Here is an 18,096-nt window from a genome sequence, read left to right on the forward strand (position 1 = left end):
CGGCGACACCACACGCACCGCTGGGGAGGAAGGACCCGATGCCCCACCGGATCGCCACGCTCGCCTTCGGCGACGAGATCCGCGCCTACGCGTTCACCGCCCCGCCGGCCGAGGACGGCGCGGTGGTCGAGCCCGCCGCCCGTTATCCGGCCGCGGAGACGGCACGCGAGCACGCCGCGGCCCCGGATCTCAGCCGCGCGGCCTACCACACCCGCGAGGAGCTGGTCTGCGTCGACCGTGGGGGAGCCGTCCTCTGGCAGCGCTCCCTCGAGGTGGAGGGCGCGGACGGTCCCCTGCTGACCGGCTCGGGAGCATGCGCGTTCTCCGCCGACGGGACGACCCTGTGGGTCTACCGACGAGGACCTCTCGTCCCCATGAGGCGTGGTCTCTCAGCGGAGACGGACCGCCTCCTGGACCGGAACCCGCACATGAGACAGGGCACCGACCGGCTCCTGGCACTCGGCGCCGCCGACGGCGCGGTCCTGGCTGAGGCCGACCTGAAGAGCTCGGGACACGGAGCCGAACTCCGTCCGCACCCGGACGGGAAGCACGTACTGGCCGGCGTCGCCGAAGGACAGGACGGCGGCCGCACCTTCCGTGCCCGGCTGAACGGCGACACCCTCGATCTCCACGAGTACGACGCGCTCTTCTCGTTCCTGAGGGACCTGTCCCCGAACGGCCGTGTGTTCTCCCTCTCCGATGAGGAGGGCTCCGTCGAGTTCCGCTCCTTCCCCGACGGAGAGCTGATCCGTGAACTGGACGTCGGCGCCTTCGGCTACGACGAGGAGGAGTTCGAGACGCTGTTCGTCGGGACCTACCTCGCGGACTTCGTCGACGACGACACGGCCGTCGTCTCCGTCCACGGAGAGCGCGTCGTCCGGGAAGGCGACGGCGAGCTCTCCGAGGACTTCCACGAGAACCATCTCGTGCGCGTCGGCGACGGCCGGGTACTCGGGCGCCTCCCCCCGACCTCCCGGACCGGTACCGGCCTGGCCCCGCTCGGCGACGGCACCTGGCTGGACCACACCGCACCGGGAGAGGTCCGCAGGTACCGCCGCTGACCCCCACCGCCCGCGGCGGACCCACCCGGCCGAGGCCGGGCTCACTCGGCCAGCAGCGCCTCGACCTCCTCGCGCGCGGGCATCGACGAACTCGCGCCCGGCCGCTGGACGGACAGCGCGGCGGCCGCGGCGGCGAACCGCATCGCCTCCTCCGGCGAGCGCCCCTCCGCCCGCGCCACGGCGAACGATCCGCAGTAGGTGTCCCCGGCCGCGGTCGTGTCCACGGCGGTCACCTTCCGCGCCGGGACGTGCACCGGCTCCACTCCTCGCCGCCCGAACAGGCACCCGTCCTCGCCCAGGGTCAGCAGCACCTCCGGCACGCGCTCCAACAGGGCCGCCAGGGCCTCCCGGGGCTCGGTGCGACCGGTGATCGCGGCGGCCTCGTGCTGGTTGGGGACGAGCACGTCCACGCACTCCAGCAGCTCGTCGGGCAGCTCGCGGGCGGGCGCCGGGGTCAGGTAGACCGGCACGCCCAGGGCGCCGCCCGTGCGCGCGGCGGCCACGACCGCCTCCATCGGCAGTTCGAGCTGGAGCAGCAGCGCGGCGCTGCCCTCGATGATCCCCGCGTCGCCCTCGACCGTGTCCCGCACCTCGCCGTTGGCGCCCGGGACCACGATGATCTGGTTGCCGCCCGAGCCGTCCACGACGATGTGCGCCACGCCGGACACCCCGGGCACGGTGCGCAGCCCGGACACGTCGACACCGCTGTCGAGGAGGTTGGCGCGCAGTTCGCCGCCGAAGGAGTCCTCGCCCACGGCGCCGAGGAAGGCCACCTCGGCCCCGGCCCGCGCGGCGGCGACCGCCTGGTTGGCGCCCTTGCCGCCGGGCACCTGGCGAAAGTCGGTTCCGGCGACCGTCTCACCGGAGGACGGCACCTGGTCGACGTAGGCCACCAGGTCCATGTTCACGCTGCCGAAGACGGCGATCCTCGGTGTGCTCACTCGCTCGTCTCCTTCTCACCGTCCAGCTCGACGATCACGGGGGCGTGATCGGAGGGCCCCTTGCCCTTGCGCTCCTCGCGGTCGATCACGGCGCCGCTGACCCGGCCGCCCAGCGCGGGGGAGGCCAGCACGAAATCGATCCGCATGCCCTTCCTCTTGGGGAAGGACAGCGCCTTGTAGTCCCAGTAGGTGTACACCCCCGGGCCGGGAGCGTACCTGCGGACGACGTCGTCGAACCCGGCGTCGACGAGCTTGGCGAACGCGGCGCGCTCGGGCTCGGTGACGTGCGTCTTGCCCTCGAACTCGGCCATGTCCCACACGTCGTCGTCCTGGGGCGCGATGTTGAAGTCGCCCATGAGGGCGATCTGCGCGTCCGGGTCCGCGGCCAGGTCGGCGGAGTTCGCCTCGCGCAGCGCCTCCAGCCAGCGCAGCTTGTAGGCGTAGTGCGGGTGGTCGATCTCGCGGCCGTTGGGCACGTACAGGCTCCAGACCCGCACGCCGCCGCAGACGGCGCCGATCGCCCGCGCCTCGACCTCCTCGGGCTCCCCGTACCCGGGCTGGCCGGGGAAGCCGGTCTGGACGTCCTCCAGGCCGACCCGGGAGGCGATCGCGACCCCGTTCCACTGGGAGAGGCCGAAGTGGGCCACCTCGTAGCCACGGTCGGTGAAGACGGCGGCGGGGAACTGGTCGTCCCGGGCCTTGGTCTCCTGGACGGCGAGCACGTCGACGTCGCTGCGGTCGAGCCAGGCGCCGATCCGCTCCGCCCTGGCCCGGGCACTGTTCACATTCCATGTCGCGATACGCACAGGAAAAGGCTAGGCCATACGACCGACACCCACGGCAACGGTGAAGCGGGCCGCGGGCGGTGGTGGGCCCCGGTGCGGCCGTCCTCCGCACCGGGGCTGTGCGACTCCCAGCACACGCTCGGTGGTTTGTGTCGCGTCTCCTTTGACGTACGAGCCCTCCCCGCGGTTCGCATCAGCCCGAACTTTTCTCTACGGAGGCTGTCGGCCCGTATCCACAGGAGGCCCGACCGGGCGTCAGATCGGACACCGACGGGTAGTGCTGTGATACAGGACACAACCCTTCCCTCGATGAGGTGAGCGATCCATGTCGACCGTCGAACCCGGCACCACTCCCACCGACGCGCCCGAGGTCGACGAACGGCGGGCGCGGGCCGTGGCGGAGCAGGCGCGCGAGGCCGAGTGGACCCGCCCCAGCTTCGCCAGGGAGCTGTACCTGGGGCGGCTCCGGCTGGACCTGATCCACCCCCTCCCCGAACCCGACCCCGCCTCCGTCGAGGCCGGGGAGGCCTTCCTCGACCGGCTCCGGGAGTTCTGCCGGGAGATCGACCCCCAGCGCATCGAACTCGACGAGCGCATCCCCGACGAGGTGGTGAACGGTCTGCGCGAACTCGGCGCCCTCGGGATGAAGATCCCCACCGAGTACGGCGGGCTGGGGCTCAGCCAGCTCTACTACAACCGCGCCCTCACCCTGGTCGGCTCGGTCTCCCCCGCGATCGGCGCCCTGCTCTCCGCGCACCAGTCCATCGGCGTCCCGCAGCCGGTCTCCATGTTCGGCACCGAGGAGCAGAAGCGGGCCTTCCTTCCCCGCTGCGCGCGCTCGGACATCAGCGCGTTCCTGCTCACCGAGCCCGACGTCGGCAGCGACCCCGCGCGGCTGCGGTCCACCGCCACGCCCAGCGAGGACGGCGACGAGTACGTCCTCGACGGCGTCAAGCTCTGGACCACCAACGGGGTGGTCGCCGACCTGCTCGTCGTCATGGCCCGCGTCCCGGAGGGCCCCGGGCACCGGGGCGGCATCACGGCGTTCGTGGTCGAGGGCGACTCCCCCGGCATCACCGTGGAGCACCGCAACCGCTTCATGGGCCTGCGCGGCCTGGAGAACGGCGTCACCCGGCTGCACCGGGTGCGGGTCCCGGCCGCCAACCGGATCGGGAAGGAGGGCCAGGGGCTGCGGATCGCCCTGTCCACGCTCAACACCGGGCGGCTCTCCCTGCCCGCGCTCTGCGTGGCGGCGGGCAAGTGGTCCACCCGGATCGCCCGCGAGTGGTCCCGCGAACGGGTCCAGTGGGGCCGCCCCATCGGCAGGCACGAGGAGGTGGCCAAACGGATCTCCTACATCACCGCCACCACCTACGCCATGGAGGCGATGCTCGACCTGGCCAGCCAGCTCGCCGACGACAAGGGCGCCGACATCCGCATCGAGGCGGCGATCGCCAAGCTGTGGGCGTCCGAGCACGCGTACGCGATCGCCGACGACCTCGTGCAGATCCGCGGCGGGCGCGGCTACGAGACCGCCGGATCGCTGGCCGCGCGCGGCGAGCGCGGCGTGCCCGCCGAACAGATGCTGCGCGACCTGCGCATCAACCGGATCTTCGAGGGGTCCTCGGAGGTCATGCACCTGTTCATCGCACGGGAGGCCGTGGACGCTCACCTGTCCGTCGCCGGGGACCTCATCGACCCCGGGGCCGACCGCGCGGACCGGGCGCGGGCGCTGGCCAGGGCGGGCGGGTTCTACGCCAAGTGGCTGCCCACGCTCGTGGTCGGGCAGGGACAGGTGCCGTCGGCGTTCGCCGAGTTCGGGCCGATCGCCGGGCATCTGCGGTTCGTCGAGCGGACGGCGCGCAGGCTGGCGCGGTCGACGTTCTACGGGATGTCGCGGTGGCAGGGGAGGCTGGAGGTCAAGCAGGGGTTCCTCGCCCGGATCGTGGACATCGGCGCCGAGCTGTTCGCGATGAGCGCCGTCGCGGTGCGCGCCCGGTACGACGCCGACGCCCACCCCGAGCGCGGGGACACCCCGTTCGAGTTGGCCGACGCGTTCTGCCGCCAGGCGCGACTGCGGATCGAGGCGCTCTTCACCGATCTGTGGTCCAACACCGACGACGTGGACGGCAAGCTGTCCCGCCGGATGATGGACGACTCCTACAGCTGGTTGGAGGAGGGGGTGCTCGACCCGTCCCTGCCCGGCCCGCTCATCGGTCCAGCCGAACCGGGGCCCTCGGAGCTGCCGGACCAGCACCGCAGGATGGGCTGACCGGGCGAAGGCCTCGTCGACCTGCGCCGCGAACTTGTCGTAGGCGGGGGTTAGCGTGTTCGGATGGCCGAACCGCACCCCCGCCGCGACGCGGAACTCTCCCTCGCCCAGGCGCGCCGGATCGCCCTCGCCGCCCAGGGCTTCGCCGATCCCGCTCCAACCGGGCAGCCGACGCTCACGCACCTCGCCCGGGTCGTGCGCAGGGTGGGCGTCGTGCAGATCGACAGCGTGAACGTGCTGGCGCGCAGCCAGTACCTGCCGGTGTTCGCCCGGCTCGGGAACTACGACCAGGCGATGCTGAACCGGGCCACCACGACGAAGGCGCGCACCAGCGCCGCGCGTCTGGTGGAGTGCTGGGCGCACGAGGCCAGCCTGATCCCGCCCGCCACCCGGCAGCTGATGCGGTTCCGGATGGAACAGAACCGGGCCCGCACCGACGCGGGGTGGATCAACGCCGTCCAGCGCGAGAAACCGGAGCTGGTCAAGGCGGTGCATGAGGAGGTGGCCCGGATCGGGCCCGCCACCGCCCGCGAGGTGGAGGCGGCGCTGGCCCACGACCTTCCACGCGCCAAGGACCACTGGGGGTGGAACTGGTCGGAGGTGAAGAAGTGCCTGGAGTACCTGTTCTGGGTGGGTGACGTCATGGTCGACGGGCGCAACGGCCAGTTCGAGCGCCGCTACGACCTGACCGAGCGCGTCCTGCCCCCGGACCTGCGCGGCGTCCCCCTCCCCGAGCCCGCCGACGCCCACCGCGAGCTGGTCGCGATCTCGGCCCGCGCGCACGGGGTGGCGACCGAGCCGAGCCTGCGGGACTACTTCCGGCTGCGGCCCGACGAGTCCAAGGCGGCCGTCCGGGACCTGGTGGATTCGGGCGAGCTGGTCCCGGTCACCGTCGAGGGTTGGCAGAGGCCCGCGTACCTGCACCGGGACGCCCGCGTGCCGCGCCGGGTCGAGGCCCGCGCGCTGCTCAGCCCGTTCGACTCGCTGGTCTGGCACCGCGACCGCACCGAGGAGCTGTTCGGGTTCCGGTACCGGCTGGAGATCTACGTTCCGGCGGCCAAGCGGGTGCACGGGTACTACGTGCTGCCGTTCCTGCTGGGGGACCGGCTCGTGGCCCGGGTCGACCTCAAGGCCGACCGCGCCGAGGGAGTGCTGCTGGCGCAGCGGATCACGCTGGAGGAGGACGCGCCCGCCGACACGCTCGACCAGCTCACCGACCAACTCGCCCGGATGGCCGAGTGGCTGGGTCTGGTGCGCGGGGTCGGGGGTCCGGCGCTCGCCGGCCGCTGACGCGGGTGTTCCGTGCGCCGAGCGGCGCACTCCACCCGCCGGACCAGCGCGTCATCCGCATGCCACGTCACCTCGGCCGTGGGTGAAGCGTGGAGAGCCGACCGCGGGACACCCGTTCCTCAGCTCCGACCGACGTCGAGGTCGGCGACCTCGCGTACGGCCTCGGCGACGGCTCGGTAGTCCCTGCGCAGGATCGCGCCGTGGTCGCTGGCGACCTTCGCGTGGACCTCGATGTCCGGGTTGCGGGCCGTGACCCCGTCCAGGCTGGTGCGAGTCCGCTCCTGCTCGTCACCGCGGCTTCCGAAGGAGGTCCCCGAGGCGACCACGTACCGGGTCGGAACGGTGACGGCGTCCAGCACGGGACCCAGTTCGCGCTCGCGGGAGATCCTGCCGAGCTCGATGTTGCTGTCGGCCATCTGTTCGGCGGTCATCCGCGGGAGGAGGCCCGTGGGGCGCAGCAACGGCGTCAACCAGGCGACCCGCCGGAACAGCGTCCGGATCCGCTGCTCCATGGCCCCGTCGAGCCAGTCGTACGGGAACGCGCCGTCGACCAGGACCGCGCCCACGGCGCGCTCCGGGTTCCGGCTGGCCCAGTGCGCCGCGACGAACGCCCCGTAGGACCAGCCCACCAGCAGCGCCCGGTCCACGCCCCTGGCCGTGAGAACCGCGTCGACGTCCCGGACCGCGGCCTCGAAGGAGTAGTCCGCCGAACGCCTCGACTTCCTGCCGCGCGCCCGCTCGTCGTAGGTGATGTGCCGCCAGTCCGGTCCCAGTTCGGTGATGGTCCTCCGCCAGTACCCCTGGGTGGCGAACTGGCCGTTGAGGTAGATCACCGGGGTGCCGGGGCCGCCGGTGTCGGTGACGGCCAGGGCCGTGTCGTCGACCGGCACCATGCCGGTCCACCTCGCGCTGGTCGAGGGGGTGCCGTTCTTCGTCATGAGGGGGTCCTTCCGGTGGTGTCGGGCGTCTGGCGCGGGCGCGGCGGGACCCGCGCGCGGATCGCGGCCGCGGGTCCGGGAACCTGGTGGATCGCGGTCGGGTGCGTTACAGGCCGCGGGCGGTGATGTCGCCCTGATCGGTGGTCGCGCTGATGGTCAGGACGGCGTCGGCCCCGTCGGTGTTGGCCAGGGCGTTGTGGATCCGGCCGTAGGAGGTACCGGCGTCCAGGCTGGCGGAGACCCCCGGCGCGGCGCCGATGGTCACGTCGCCCATCCGGGTGCGCAGCACGACGGCGCCGGAGACGGCCTCAGTGATCCGGATGTCGCCCTTCTGGGTGCTGATCCGCGCGGGACCGCCCAGACGGCCGACCGAGACGCCCTCGAAGGCGGTGAGGCGCACACTCGCGGCCTCGTCGACCTTGACCGCGCCGGTCGCGCCCTCGACGTCGATGTCACCGAGGCGCCCCACTCCCCGGAACTCGGCGGCCTCCGCCCTCGCCTCGACCCGGGAGTCGGCGGGCACCTGGATCGTGACCTCCACGGCCCCGGAGGGACCGAAGTACTGGTTCTTCGTCTTCGGGGCCTCGATCCGCAGGACACCGTCGGCGTAGGCGACCGCGACCCGCTCCGCCGCCTTGACGTCGCGGCCCTTGGCGGCGTCGGCGGGCCGGACCTCGACCGTGGTGTCGGACCGGTCGGCGGCGATGACCTGGATACGCCCGGCGGGGATGTTCACGACGGCGGAGACCGGGGCGGGGGTGTCGAACTTCTGCATCATGCTCTCCTTGTGCGCTCTTTGTTTCCGACAACGGAAAAGCTACGTTGCGTTTTAGAATCTGACAACTACTTCGTTGCGAAGGATCAGTATCACAGCAGGTGAAAACACATATTTCGTTGCAATAGATGTAGGTCTAACGCAACAACGAATACTCTGCCTGTTGCATTGAGCATGAGCGAACGCTACGCTGCCGGCATCGGGGAAGCGCGAAGGGAGACCACGGTGCCGGGAGGCAGACTCACCCAACGGGAACGTCAGCAGATCGCGCTGGGACTGGCCGACGGCCTGGCCTACGCGGAGATCGCCCGGCGTCTGGAGCGCCCCACCTCGACGGTCACGCGCGAGGTGATGCGCAACGGCGGTCCCACCGGCTACCGCGCCGACCTGGCGCAGCGCGCCACCGAGCGCCGCGCCCACCGGCGCAGGCAGACCCCGCCCGGGGGACAGCGGGCACCGCGCGAGCACGGGCGCGACGACGAGGCCGTACGCGAGTACGAGGAGACGTTCACGACCCTCCTGATGCACCAGGGACTGCCCAAGATGGCGGCCCGGGTGCTGGCCTGCCTCTTCGTCGCCGACGCCGGGAGCCTCACCGCGTCCGAACTCGTCGGGCGCCTCCAGGTCAGCCCGGCGTCCGTCTCCAAGTCGATCGCCCTCCTCGAACAGCAGGGCCTCATCCGCCGCCAGCGCGACGAGGGCCGCCGTGAGCGCTACCTCGTCGACGACGACGTCTGGTACCAGTCGACGATCGACGGCGCCCGCGGTATGACCCGGATCGCCGAGACCGCGCGGCAGGGCGTCAGCGTCCTCGGACACGGCACCCCGGCCGCCGTCCGTCTGGAGAACATGGCCCGCTTCAGCGACTTCATCAGCGAGAGCATCCTCCGCGCCGCGGAGCAGGCCCGCGCGGTCCTCCACACGAAGCCCCCCGAGCCGGGCCCGGAGAACTCCTGACGAGCCCCGGCCCGTCGGCCCCGGCCACCGACCCGGTCTCCGTGGTGGTTTGCAAGGGTTCACGGCCGAGGAGCGGGCCGCGATGAAGGAGCGCGCCCGGGAGCGGAAGAAGGCGGCGTGCTCGCCGCCGGACCGCCACTGAGCACGTATGATCAGGCAATTTTCGTTCAAAGTGGGCTTATTTCGCGGCGGGTCGCGGGCCTACGCTGAGAGGTAGGGAACAGCGGCACGCCCGGCCCGCGCCGCTCCGGCCGCGCCACGGCGAGGGAGACAGCCATGGCCCAGCTCAAGGCAGCGATGTCCGACACCGCGCTCGAAGCCCTCCGTTCCAGGCTGACCGGCCCGGTGCTCACCCCCGGTGGCCCCGAGTACGAGGACGCCCGCACGGTCTTCAACGGGATGATCGATCTACACCCGAGCGCCATCGCCGAGTGCGCGTCCGTCGACGACGTGCGCCGCTGCGTCGAATGCGCGCGCGAGGAGGACCTGGAGCTCTCCGTGCGCGGCGGTGGCCACAGCGTCGCGGGCATGGGGCTCACCGACGGCGGCCTGGTCATCGACCTGCGCCGCATGCACTCCGTGACGGTGGACCCGGAGGCGATGGAGGCCAGGGTCGGCGGGGGCGCCCTCATGCGCGACCTGGACGCGACCACCGCACCGTTCGGGCTGGCCACCACGGGGGGCCGCGTGTCGACCACGGGCGTCGCCGGCTTCGCGCTCGGCGGAGGCTCGGGGTGGTTGGAACGCAAGTTCGGCCTGGCCTGCGACAACCTGCTCAACGTGGACCTGGTGACCGCCGAGGGGGATCGGGTGCACGCCTCGGCCGGGGAGAACCCAGAGCTGTTCTGGGCCCTGCACGGAGGCGGCGGCAACTTCGGCGTCGCCACCCAACTGGCCTTCCGCCTCCACCCGCTGCCGAGGTTCTCGCTCGGGCTGCTCCTCTTCCACCCCGACACCGGTCCCGGTGTGGTCCGCGTGTACCGGAACCTCATGGACGAGGCCCCCGACGAGCTCGGCGGCGGCGTCATCTACCTGGTCCCCCAGCCGGAACCGTTCATCCCCGACGAACTGGTCGGCACGCTCATGTGCGCGGTCGTGCTGACCTGCGTGGGCGACGAGCGGATGCTCCGGGACCTGGCCGCGCCGCTCAGCCGGATGGGCGCCGAGGCCGAACTCCTCACCGACATGCCCTACGCGGAGGCGCAGAAGGCCCTGGACGACCCGCCCGGTTACCGCAACTACTGGTCGGTGGAGCACCTGAACTCGTTGCCGGACGAGTTCATCGAGAGGTTCTGCGCCCGTGCCCACCAGATGCTGGTCCCCTCCCCGACCCAGCACGTCCTCTTCCCGTTCGGCGGCGCGATGGACCGGTCGAAGGCCGACTACCCCGTGCCGTGGCGGCACGCCGCGTGGGCCGTACACCCGCTGGCGATGTGGGAGGACCCGGCCGACGACCACCACGCGCGTGACTGGGTGCACGATGTGCGCGAGGACACCGAGCCCTGGCGGACCGGGGACGTCTACCTGAACTTCGTCGGGGACGAGGGCTCCGAGCGCGTCGTGGCCGGGCGCGGCCTGGACAACCACCAGCGCCTGGCCGAGGTCAAGCGGGAGTTCGACCCGGACAACGTCTTCCACCGCAACCACAACATCTGGCCCGCCCACACCGGGTACCAGCCACCGAAGCCCCGGTCGGGGTGAGGCCGGAAGAGGGACAGCCCCGCGTGCGACCGCGTGAATTCCAGCCGCACGCGGGGTCAATCCCGTCCCAGGGCGTCCTCAGACCCGTTCGATGACGGTGACGTTGGCCTGCCCGCCGCCCTCGCACATGGTCTGGAGGCCGTAGCGGCCACCGGACCGGTGCAGCTCGTTGACCAGCTTGGTCATCAGGACGGCTCCGGTCGCGCCCAGCGGGTGGCCCAGGGCGATCGCGCCGCCGTTGGGGTTCACCTTCGCCGGGTCCGCGCCCAGCTCCTCGATCCAGGACATCGGAACGGGCGCGAAGGCCTCGTTGATCTCGGTGACGTCGATGTCGTCGATGGTCAGCCCGGCCTTGTCCAGCGCGATCCGGGTCGCGGGGATGGGCGCGGTGAGCATGTACACCGGGTCGTCGCCGACGAGGGACAGCTGCACGATCCGGGCGAGCGGGGTCAGGCCGTGCTCGCGCACGGCCCGCTCGGAGGCGAGCAGGACCGCGCCCGCGCCCACGGAGATCTGGCTGGCGACGGCGGCGGTGAGCTCCCAGCCCTCCCGCAGCGGCTTGAGGCCCGCCATCTTCTCCAGGGTGGTGTCGGCGCGCACGCCCTCGTCCCGGGCGACCCCGGCCAGGGGCGCGATCTGGTCGTCGAAGCGGCCGTCCTCGATCGCCCGCGCCGCGCGCTGGTGGCTCTCCAGGGCGAAGCGCTCCAGCTCCTCGCGCTTGTAGCCCCACTTCTCGCACATGAGCTGGGCGCCCCGGAACTGGGAGATCTCCTGCATCCCGTAGCGCTCGACCCAGCCCTCGCCGTACAGGCCCAGGCCGTTGTCGATGGCGAACTGGACGTTGGCGCCCATGGGGACCATGCCCATGTTCTCCACGCCGGAGGCCACGACCAGGTCCTGGGTCCCGGACATCACGCCCTGGGCGGCGAAGTGCACGGCCTGCTGGGACGAGCCGCACTGCCGGTCGATGGTGACGCCGGGGACGGACTCGGGGAACCCGGCGGACAGCCAGGCGGTGCGGGCCAGGTCGAGGGCCTGCGGCCCGGCCTGGGTCACGCAGCCCATGACGACGTCCTCGACCGCGGCCGGGTCGACCCCGGTGCGCGTGACGAGTTCCTTGAGCACGTGCGCCCCGAGGTCCGCGGGGTGCACGGCCGCGAGCGCGCCCTTCTTCGTGCCGACGGGGGTGCGTACTGCGCCGACGATGTATGCCTCGGCCACGGGGGTCCTCCAGGGACGTGGGTGACGGTTCTAAACCGAACTGTATTCGGTTTGGCTGCCGTGGCAAGCCCCCGCCCCGCTCTTTCCCCTCCGCCGCAGGTCATCGGGGTCACCCGACCGCCCGCCGGTGCGGGCCGCGCCGCGGTCAGCCACCGCCGCCACCGCCACCGCCCCCACCGGCGCCGCCACCTCCACCACCGCCTCCTCCGCCTCCTCCGCCTCCGGCACCTCCGCCGCCGATGCCTCCGCCCCGGGAGCCGCTCCCCTGCCAGGCCTCGCGCCCGAAGAGGTACTCGGCCAGGTGGTTCAGCCCGAGCACCAGCCCCACGAGGCAGCCGAGGACCATGATGCCGACGGCCGCGGAGAGGAGGTCGGTGGAGGGCGGTGCGGGCCGGGCGGAGCCCTCGTCCCGGGCCGTGTGGTCGGCGGAGTACACGGACGGGGGAAGGGACAGCCGCACGCTCATGGCCTGCCCGGGTGAGAGCCTCCCGTGCTCGGCGGTCAGCAGCGGTTCGGCGGTGCCCCGGTCCGCCCACGCGAAGTCGGCGCAGCCGCCGCGGTCGCCGACGTCACCCGCGTGGCAGGCGGCGTCGATCGCGTCGTACGCCTCCCCCGCCTCCTCCGATTCGTCCGGGTCGGACAGGTCTGCCAGGTCGGGCAGGTGGAACGTCGCTGTGGTCGACTCGACGGGAACACTCCATCCGCTCCCGACGATGTCGGCGTAGTAGTCCGCCCCGCCATCCGTGGCCAGCGTGGTGAGCCGTTCGTAGGTGTAGGCGATCTCGAAGACGTGCTCACCGGTGAGCTCCGGGTCGGCCCCGAAGTCGCCGACGCGCACGACGGTCCGACTCTCCGCGCGGGGGTCGCCCTCGCCGGGACTGATCTCCACTGCCAGGCCGTCGGCGCTCTGGGCCCGGACGTCGGTGAGGCCGAAGTCGCGCCATCCGTAGTCGTCGATCCACCCGGTCTCGGGCAGTTCCCGGGTCAGGCCGTGGGAGGGCTCGTCCCCGAAGTCGTAAGTGACGGTCTCGACCATGTCGACCGATCCCGAGGCGTGCACGGTGACCTGGGCGTCGAATCCCGTGACACGCCACTCGTCCGGCGGGGACTCCCAGTCCCCGAGGAGGTAGACGCCGAGGCCGAGCAGGAGCAGCAGCGCGACGCACCCCGCGAGGACGGCCATGGCACGGCGCCTCTCGTGTTCCCGGCGACGTCCGGTGGCGCGGGGTGCGTCGCGCTCCCCCCGGCGCCCGGCGGGACGGCGCCGGTCGAACTCCCGGCGGCGCTCGGCGGCGCGCCGCGCGGCGCGCTTGCGTCTGTGCTCGGCGGAACGGCGCTTGTCACTCCTACGCCGGCGCTTGGGGGAACGGGATGCGGGGGCCATCGGACTCACTCTCTCAGGGGGCAACGCACCCGCCATGATCCCCCGAGGAGGCCGGGCTAGGCCTGTTTTCTGGAACGGTCACCCGAGAGGGGTGCCGTCCGGGTGGTGGAGGGCGACGAAGAGGGAGGTTCCGCGGCCGAAGGCCGTCCGTTGAGGGTGGTGGAGGGCGACGAAGAGGGAGGTTCCGCGGCCGAAGGCCGTCCGTTGAGGGTGGTGGAGGGCGACGGGCGGGCCGAGGCGAAGCGGCGGGCCCCAAAAACACTGCCTACGCCCCCCGGGTGCCCGGGTCCCGGCCGAGGGCCTCGGCGTCCTCGTCGTCCCCGAGGGTGTCGGCGGTCATCCGCTCCACGGCGGCCACCACCTCCGGGTGTTCGTCCGGGCCGTAGTCGGCCAGCAGCGACCGCAGCGCCGTGCGCTGGGCGTCGAACACCGCCCTCGCCGCCTCGACCCCGCTCCGGGTGAGTTCCCAGCGCCCGCCCTCCTCGGCCAGGTACCCGGCCTCCAGCAGCTCCCGGTGGATCCGCTCCCACCACTCACTGGAGACACTGGCGACCCGTTCCTCCTCCTCCCGGCTCAACGGTCCCATCGTTCCCAGGTGGCTGAGCGCCCAGCACGCCTCCGAGGAGACCGACAACCCACTGGCCTCCCGCAGGCGGTCGTACATCCCGCGGGCGCCCTCCCTGCCGCAGTACCGGAACACCGCCTTCTCCACGTGCGCGAGGGGGCCGCGTCCGGCGGCGACGACCGGCGAGATGGCCTCGTCCAGGTCCGGGGACTCCACGGTGGTGCGCAGCGGGACCTGCCGGAGGAACACCGCGAGGACGAACCCGGCCAGCGCCACGGGCACCGCCCACAGGAACACGGTGTCGACGGCGTCGGCGTAGGCCCCCAGGAACGAGGCCTGCGTCTCGGGGGACAGCTGGTCCACGGTGCGCGGATCGCTCTCCAGCATGGAGATGTCCACTCCGGGCGGGAGTTGGATCTGCTCGGCGCGGTCGGCGAGGTTGACGGCCAACCGCCCGGCGAACACCGAGCCGAACACGGCGGTCCCGAAGGAGCCGCCGATCGACCGGAAGAACGTGACCGAGGACGTGGCCACGCCCAGGTCGCGGTACTCGGCCCCGTTCTGCACGGCCAGCATCACCACCTGCATCACCAGCCCCAGGCCGAAGCCGAGGACGAAGAAGTAGGCGCCCATGACCGCGTCGGCGGTGTCCGGCCCCATGGTCGAGAGCAGGAACAGCCCCACCGACGTCACCGCCATGCCCACCACCGGGAAGACCTTGTAGCGGCCGGTGCGGGCGACCAGGCGGCCGCTGCCGATCGAGGTCAGGAACAGGCCGCCGACCATCGGCAGCAGGTACAGGCCCGAGGCCGTGGGCGAGAGACCGTGCGCCACCTGGAGGAAAAGCGGGAGGAAGGCCATCGAGCCCATCATCGCGACCCCCACGCAGAAACTGATGGCCATGGGGACCACGATGACGGGGTCGCGGAACAGGCCGAGCGGCATCACCGGCTCCTCGGCGCGGCTGGCCGTCCACCACCAGCCCGCCCCCAGGGCCATCGCGACGACCGCCAGTCCGAGGATCACCGGCGACGTCCAGGGGTACATCGACCCTCCCCAGGCGGCCACGAGCGTCAGACACACGGCGGTGGCGGCGAGCAGCAGGATCCCCGCGTAGTCCACGTGCCCCCGGCCCTCCGGACGGTGCTGGGGTAGGACCGCGAGCACGAGGAGGAAGGCGACGATCCCCAGCGGCAGGTTGACGTAGAAGACCCAGCGCCAGCTCAGGTGGTCGACGAACAATCCGCCGATCAGTGGACCGGCGACGCTGGCGACACCGAACACGGCCCCGAACAGCCCCTGGTACTTCCCGCGTTCCCGGGCTGAGACGACGTCGCCGATGATCGCCGCGGCCAGCACCATCAGGCCGCCCCCGCCGAGCCCCTGGATCCCCCGGAAGATGATGAGCTGGAGCATGTCCTGTGCCGTCCCGCACAGGGCGGAGCCGACCACGAAGACCGAGATACAGCCGAGGAAGAGCTTCTTGCGGCCGAACTGGTCGCCGAGTTTGCCCCACAGCGGGGTGCTGGCGGTGACGGCGAGCAGGTAGGCGGTGATCACCCAGGACAGGTGGTTGAGCCCGCCCAGGTCGGACACGATCGTCGGCAGGGCGGTCGACACGATGGTCTGGTCCAGCGCCGAGAGCAGCACGCTCAGCATCAGCGCCGTCATGATGACCGCGATCCGCGCACCCCGCCGTTCCCGCCGGTCGCCCCTGCTCCGCACCATCGGTACTCCCCCCACCCGGGCCGCCTCCCGGCGACGGCGGCCCCCTCCCGCCACGGTAGGAAGCGGCCGGGCCAGGGGAGCGGGGGAATCGCCCCGTCCGCGGGAACCTTTGCCCGCGCTTGCCCGCCCCCTTCAAAACCGAATCCGATTCGGTTAACGTGTGAGCGAACGTGACCGACGACACTCTCGGGGCAGCACATGAAGCGGGAACTCTTCGACTCCGACCACGACCTCTTCCGCGAGAGCGTGAGGGAGTTCCTCAAACGCGAGGTGGTTCCCTTCCACGACCAGTGGGAGAAGGACGGGATCGTGCCCAGGGAGGTGTGGACGAAGGCGGGCGAGGTCGGCCTGCTCGGCCACGGCGTGCCCGAGGAGTACGGCGGCACCGGGATCCACGACTACCGCTACAACACGATCGTCAACGAGGAGATCTGCCGCGCGCACGCCAGCGGCCTGGGCATCACCCTCCAGAACGACGTCATGGCCCCGTACATGGTCGGGCTGACCACCGACGAGCAGAAGCGCCGGTGGCTGCCGGGGTTCGCCAGCGGCGAGCTGATCACGGCGATCGCCATGACCGAGCCCTCGACCGGGAGCGACCTCCAGGGGATCCGCACCACGGCCGTGCGGGACGGCGACGAGTACGTCGTCAACGGGCAGAAGACCTTCATCACCAACGGCGTCAACGCCGACGTCGTGATCGTGGTCTGCCAGACCGACCCCGACGCGGGCGCCCAGGGCTTCTCGCTCGTCGCCGTCGAGCGCGCGACTCCCGGCTTCGAGCGCGGGCGCAACCTGGACAAGGTCGGGATGAAGGCCCAGGACACCGCCGAGCTCTTCTTCTCGGACGTGCGCGTGCCGGTCACCAACCTCGTCGGGACGGAGAACCAGGGGTTCATCCACCTGATGCGGAACCTGCCGCAGGAGCGGCTGTCCATCGCCACCTGCGCGACCGCCTCCGCCGACGCGATGCTCCAGCACACGATCGAGTACTGCCGGGAACGCACGGCCTTCGGCCGCCCGATTGGGCGTTTCCAGAACTCGCGTTTCGCCCTGGCCGAGATGGCCACCGAGGTGGACATGGCGCGGGTGTACGTCGACCGGGGCGTCGAGCTGCTCAACCGGGGCGAACTCACCGTCGAGGACGCCGCCATGGCCAAGTGGTGGACCACCGAGATGTGCAACCGGGTGATGGACCGCTGCCTCCAGCTTCACGGCGGGTACGGGTACATGATGGAATATCCGGTGGCGAAGGCCTGGCAGGACGCCCGCGTCCAGACGATCTACGGTGGCACCACCGAGATCATGAAGGAGATCGTGGGACGCGGCCTGGGCCTGTGAGACAGCCCCCGTTCGGGAAGGGTCGGATCGGTCATGAGCGGTGCGTGGGACGGCCTCATCGTCATGGGCCTGCTGGTCGTACTGCTCGTCATCGGCGTGCGCAAGCTCCGGCCCAAGGTGCACATCCCGTGGACGACCAGCGGGATCGTGGTCTTCTTCGTGTTCGTGTGCCTGCTGCTGTGGGCGTGGTCCTGGCGCTGAGCCCGCCGGACGTCGTCAACGGGCACACGAACGCTCACGCCACCTCGCCCCGGTCGGTACGCCCGGGACGTCACACCGCGACCACGTGCACGTCATCGGCACCGATCGCCTCGACGTAGGCGGTGATGTCCGCGGGATCGCTGGTGAACACCACGGCGCTCCGATGCTTCACGGCGACCCACGCGACAAGGGCGTCCACCGCGTCCGGACGCTTCTTCACGGGCAGGTCCGCCACACCCAGCACCGTGCCGACGCGCCGCCAGTCGGTGATGTCCGGAGCGGTCGCGCACGCGATGCACTCCGCCTGCCCCGCACTCGTGGGCCGCAGGGCGGACGAGGACGATCGGGCCTGGGGCACCGTGCACTCCTTCAGGACGGCGCTCACGGCGTGCACGGTCGCCGGGTCCGGACGCCACACCTGGGCCACAACCGGGCCGGGGACCACGGGACGGTGCGGGGCCCGAACGAGCCCCCGGTGTATCTGGACCGCCTTGGCCTTACGCGCGGCCAACGCGATGAGCATCCCTGTGTCGTAAACGGGCACGCGGACGCTCACGCCACCTCGCCCCGGCCCGGAGCTTCTCCGGCACCGTAGACCAGACGCATCGCCTCGTCCACCTCACGGCGTTCATCCGCACTCAGCGACTCGGCGTCCGCGTCGTCGACGGGCCCGTAGTGCTCGGCCCGCCCTTCGGCATCGGCGATCAGCGCGTCGACAGCCGCGAACTCCGCCTCCGCCGCCTCGACTTCGGCCATCTGACGGATCGCGGCGTTGACGAGGTAGGACGACACGTCCATCCCCGCACGATCAGCGTGTGACCTGACGCGATCGGCTTCATCCGGATCAAGGCTGATACTGATTCTCACCTTCGCCATCACATCAGCGTAATACGAGTATTACGACTTGTCCAGAAGACGCCGCACGCCGAGCAGCGG

The 18,096-nt window shown here is 71.6% G+C and carries 16 protein-coding genes; 7 read left to right on the plus strand and 9 right to left on the minus strand.

Annotated features, from left to right (window positions below):
• The first annotated feature begins 38 nt into the window (after positions 1 to 38).
• Positions 39 to 1,061: a PQQ-binding-like beta-propeller repeat protein gene (locus KIK06_RS19055; protein WP_268644548.1), complete on the plus strand. Its 1,023-nt coding sequence runs from the start codon at positions 39 to 41 to the stop codon at positions 1,059 to 1,061.
• A gap of 41 nt (positions 1,062 to 1,102) precedes the next feature.
• On the opposite strand, the gene rbsK is transcribed toward KIK06_RS19055, so the two are convergent.
• Complete coding sequence (gene rbsK / locus KIK06_RS19060; protein ID WP_268644549.1) at positions 1,103 to 2,002, minus strand: ribokinase; 900 nt, start codon at positions 2,000 to 2,002, stop codon at positions 1,103 to 1,105.
• On the minus strand, positions 1,999 to 2,808 hold the full coding sequence (locus tag KIK06_RS19065) for an exodeoxyribonuclease III (protein WP_083924226.1): 810 nt from the start codon (positions 2,806 to 2,808) through the stop codon (positions 1,999 to 2,001). Before KIK06_RS19065 ends, rbsK begins: the two co-directional genes overlap by 4 nt.
• A 304-nt stretch (positions 2,809 to 3,112) precedes the next feature.
• Between KIK06_RS19065 and KIK06_RS19070 the strand changes: the two genes are divergently transcribed.
• Together KIK06_RS19070 and KIK06_RS19075 are read left to right on the plus strand one after the other, a co-directional pair.
• On the plus strand, positions 3,113 to 5,059 hold the full coding sequence (locus KIK06_RS19070) for an acyl-CoA dehydrogenase family protein (RefSeq protein WP_268644550.1): 1,947 nt from the start codon (positions 3,113 to 3,115) through the stop codon (positions 5,057 to 5,059).
• A 63-nt stretch (positions 5,060 to 5,122) separates the two neighbouring features.
• Positions 5,123 to 6,349, plus strand: a complete 1,227-nt coding sequence (locus tag KIK06_RS19075) for a winged helix-turn-helix domain-containing protein (RefSeq protein ID WP_268644551.1) — start codon at positions 5,123 to 5,125, stop codon at positions 6,347 to 6,349.
• A 119-nt stretch (positions 6,350 to 6,468) separates the two neighbouring features.
• Here KIK06_RS19075 and KIK06_RS19080 read toward each other — a convergent pair whose 3' ends face one another.
• The gene (locus KIK06_RS19080) at positions 6,469 to 7,287 is read right to left on the minus strand and encodes an alpha/beta fold hydrolase (protein ID WP_268644552.1); all 819 of its coding nucleotides are present in this window, start codon (positions 7,285 to 7,287) and stop codon (positions 6,469 to 6,471) included.
• 106 nt (positions 7,288 to 7,393) lie between these two features.
• A complete protein-coding gene (locus KIK06_RS19085; RefSeq protein ID WP_268646072.1) occupies positions 7,394 to 8,062 on the minus strand; it encodes a DUF4097 family beta strand repeat-containing protein in 669 nt (222 codons plus the stop codon).
• A 225-nt stretch (positions 8,063 to 8,287) separates the two neighbouring features.
• On the opposite strand from KIK06_RS19085, the gene KIK06_RS19090 reads away from it, so the two are divergent.
• Together KIK06_RS19090 and KIK06_RS19095 are read left to right on the plus strand one after the other, a co-directional pair.
• Positions 8,288 to 9,019: a GbsR/MarR family transcriptional regulator gene (locus tag KIK06_RS19090; RefSeq protein ID WP_268646074.1), complete on the plus strand. Its 732-nt coding sequence runs from the start codon at positions 8,288 to 8,290 to the stop codon at positions 9,017 to 9,019.
• Positions 9,020 to 9,295: 276 nt separating this feature from the next.
• A complete protein-coding gene (locus KIK06_RS19095) occupies positions 9,296 to 10,720 on the plus strand; it encodes an FAD-binding oxidoreductase (RefSeq protein ID WP_268644553.1) in 1,425 nt (474 codons plus the stop codon).
• A 78-nt stretch (positions 10,721 to 10,798) separates the two neighbouring features.
• Here the strand turns inward: KIK06_RS19095 and KIK06_RS19100 are convergent, their stop codons facing one another.
• From KIK06_RS19100 to KIK06_RS19110, 3 genes are all read right to left on the minus strand, one after another.
• Positions 10,799 to 11,941, minus strand: coding sequence for an acetyl-CoA C-acetyltransferase (locus tag KIK06_RS19100; protein ID WP_268644554.1), 1,143 nt, complete (start codon positions 11,939 to 11,941; stop codon positions 10,799 to 10,801).
• Positions 11,942 to 12,086: 145 nt separating this feature from the next.
• Positions 12,087 to 13,325, minus strand: a complete 1,239-nt coding sequence (locus tag KIK06_RS19105; RefSeq protein WP_268644555.1) for a DUF2207 domain-containing protein — start codon at positions 13,323 to 13,325, stop codon at positions 12,087 to 12,089.
• A gap of 265 nt (positions 13,326 to 13,590) precedes the next feature.
• Positions 13,591 to 15,618 (minus strand): MDR family MFS transporter, encoded by a 2,028-nt coding sequence (locus tag KIK06_RS19110; protein WP_268644556.1) that lies wholly within the window; start codon positions 15,616 to 15,618, stop codon positions 13,591 to 13,593.
• Between the two features lie 198 nt (positions 15,619 to 15,816).
• On the opposite strand from KIK06_RS19110, the gene KIK06_RS19115 reads away from it, so the two are divergent.
• Both KIK06_RS19115 and KIK06_RS19120 read left to right on the plus strand, forming a co-directional pair.
• Complete coding sequence (locus KIK06_RS19115) at positions 15,817 to 16,959, plus strand: acyl-CoA dehydrogenase family protein (RefSeq protein ID WP_017599364.1); 1,143 nt, start codon at positions 15,817 to 15,819, stop codon at positions 16,957 to 16,959.
• 33 nt (positions 16,960 to 16,992) lie between these two features.
• Positions 16,993 to 17,160 (plus strand): hypothetical protein, encoded by a 168-nt coding sequence (locus KIK06_RS19120; protein ID WP_017599363.1) that lies wholly within the window; start codon positions 16,993 to 16,995, stop codon positions 17,158 to 17,160.
• A 70-nt stretch (positions 17,161 to 17,230) separates the two neighbouring features.
• Here KIK06_RS19120 and KIK06_RS19125 read toward each other — a convergent pair whose 3' ends face one another.
• On the minus strand, positions 17,231 to 17,716 hold the full coding sequence (locus KIK06_RS19125) for a hypothetical protein (RefSeq protein ID WP_268644557.1): 486 nt from the start codon (positions 17,714 to 17,716) through the stop codon (positions 17,231 to 17,233).
• Complete coding sequence (locus KIK06_RS19130) at positions 17,713 to 18,036, minus strand: plasmid mobilization protein (RefSeq protein ID WP_268644558.1); 324 nt, start codon at positions 18,034 to 18,036, stop codon at positions 17,713 to 17,715. The genes KIK06_RS19125 and KIK06_RS19130 overlap by 4 nt, the downstream gene beginning before the upstream one ends.
• Positions 18,037 to 18,096 lie beyond the last annotated feature (60 nt).

It is taken from the genome of Nocardiopsis sp. EMB25, assembly GCF_026797795.1.
In the GTDB taxonomy this organism is placed as follows: Bacteria; Actinomycetota; Actinomycetes; order Streptosporangiales; family Streptosporangiaceae; genus Nocardiopsis; species Nocardiopsis lucentensis.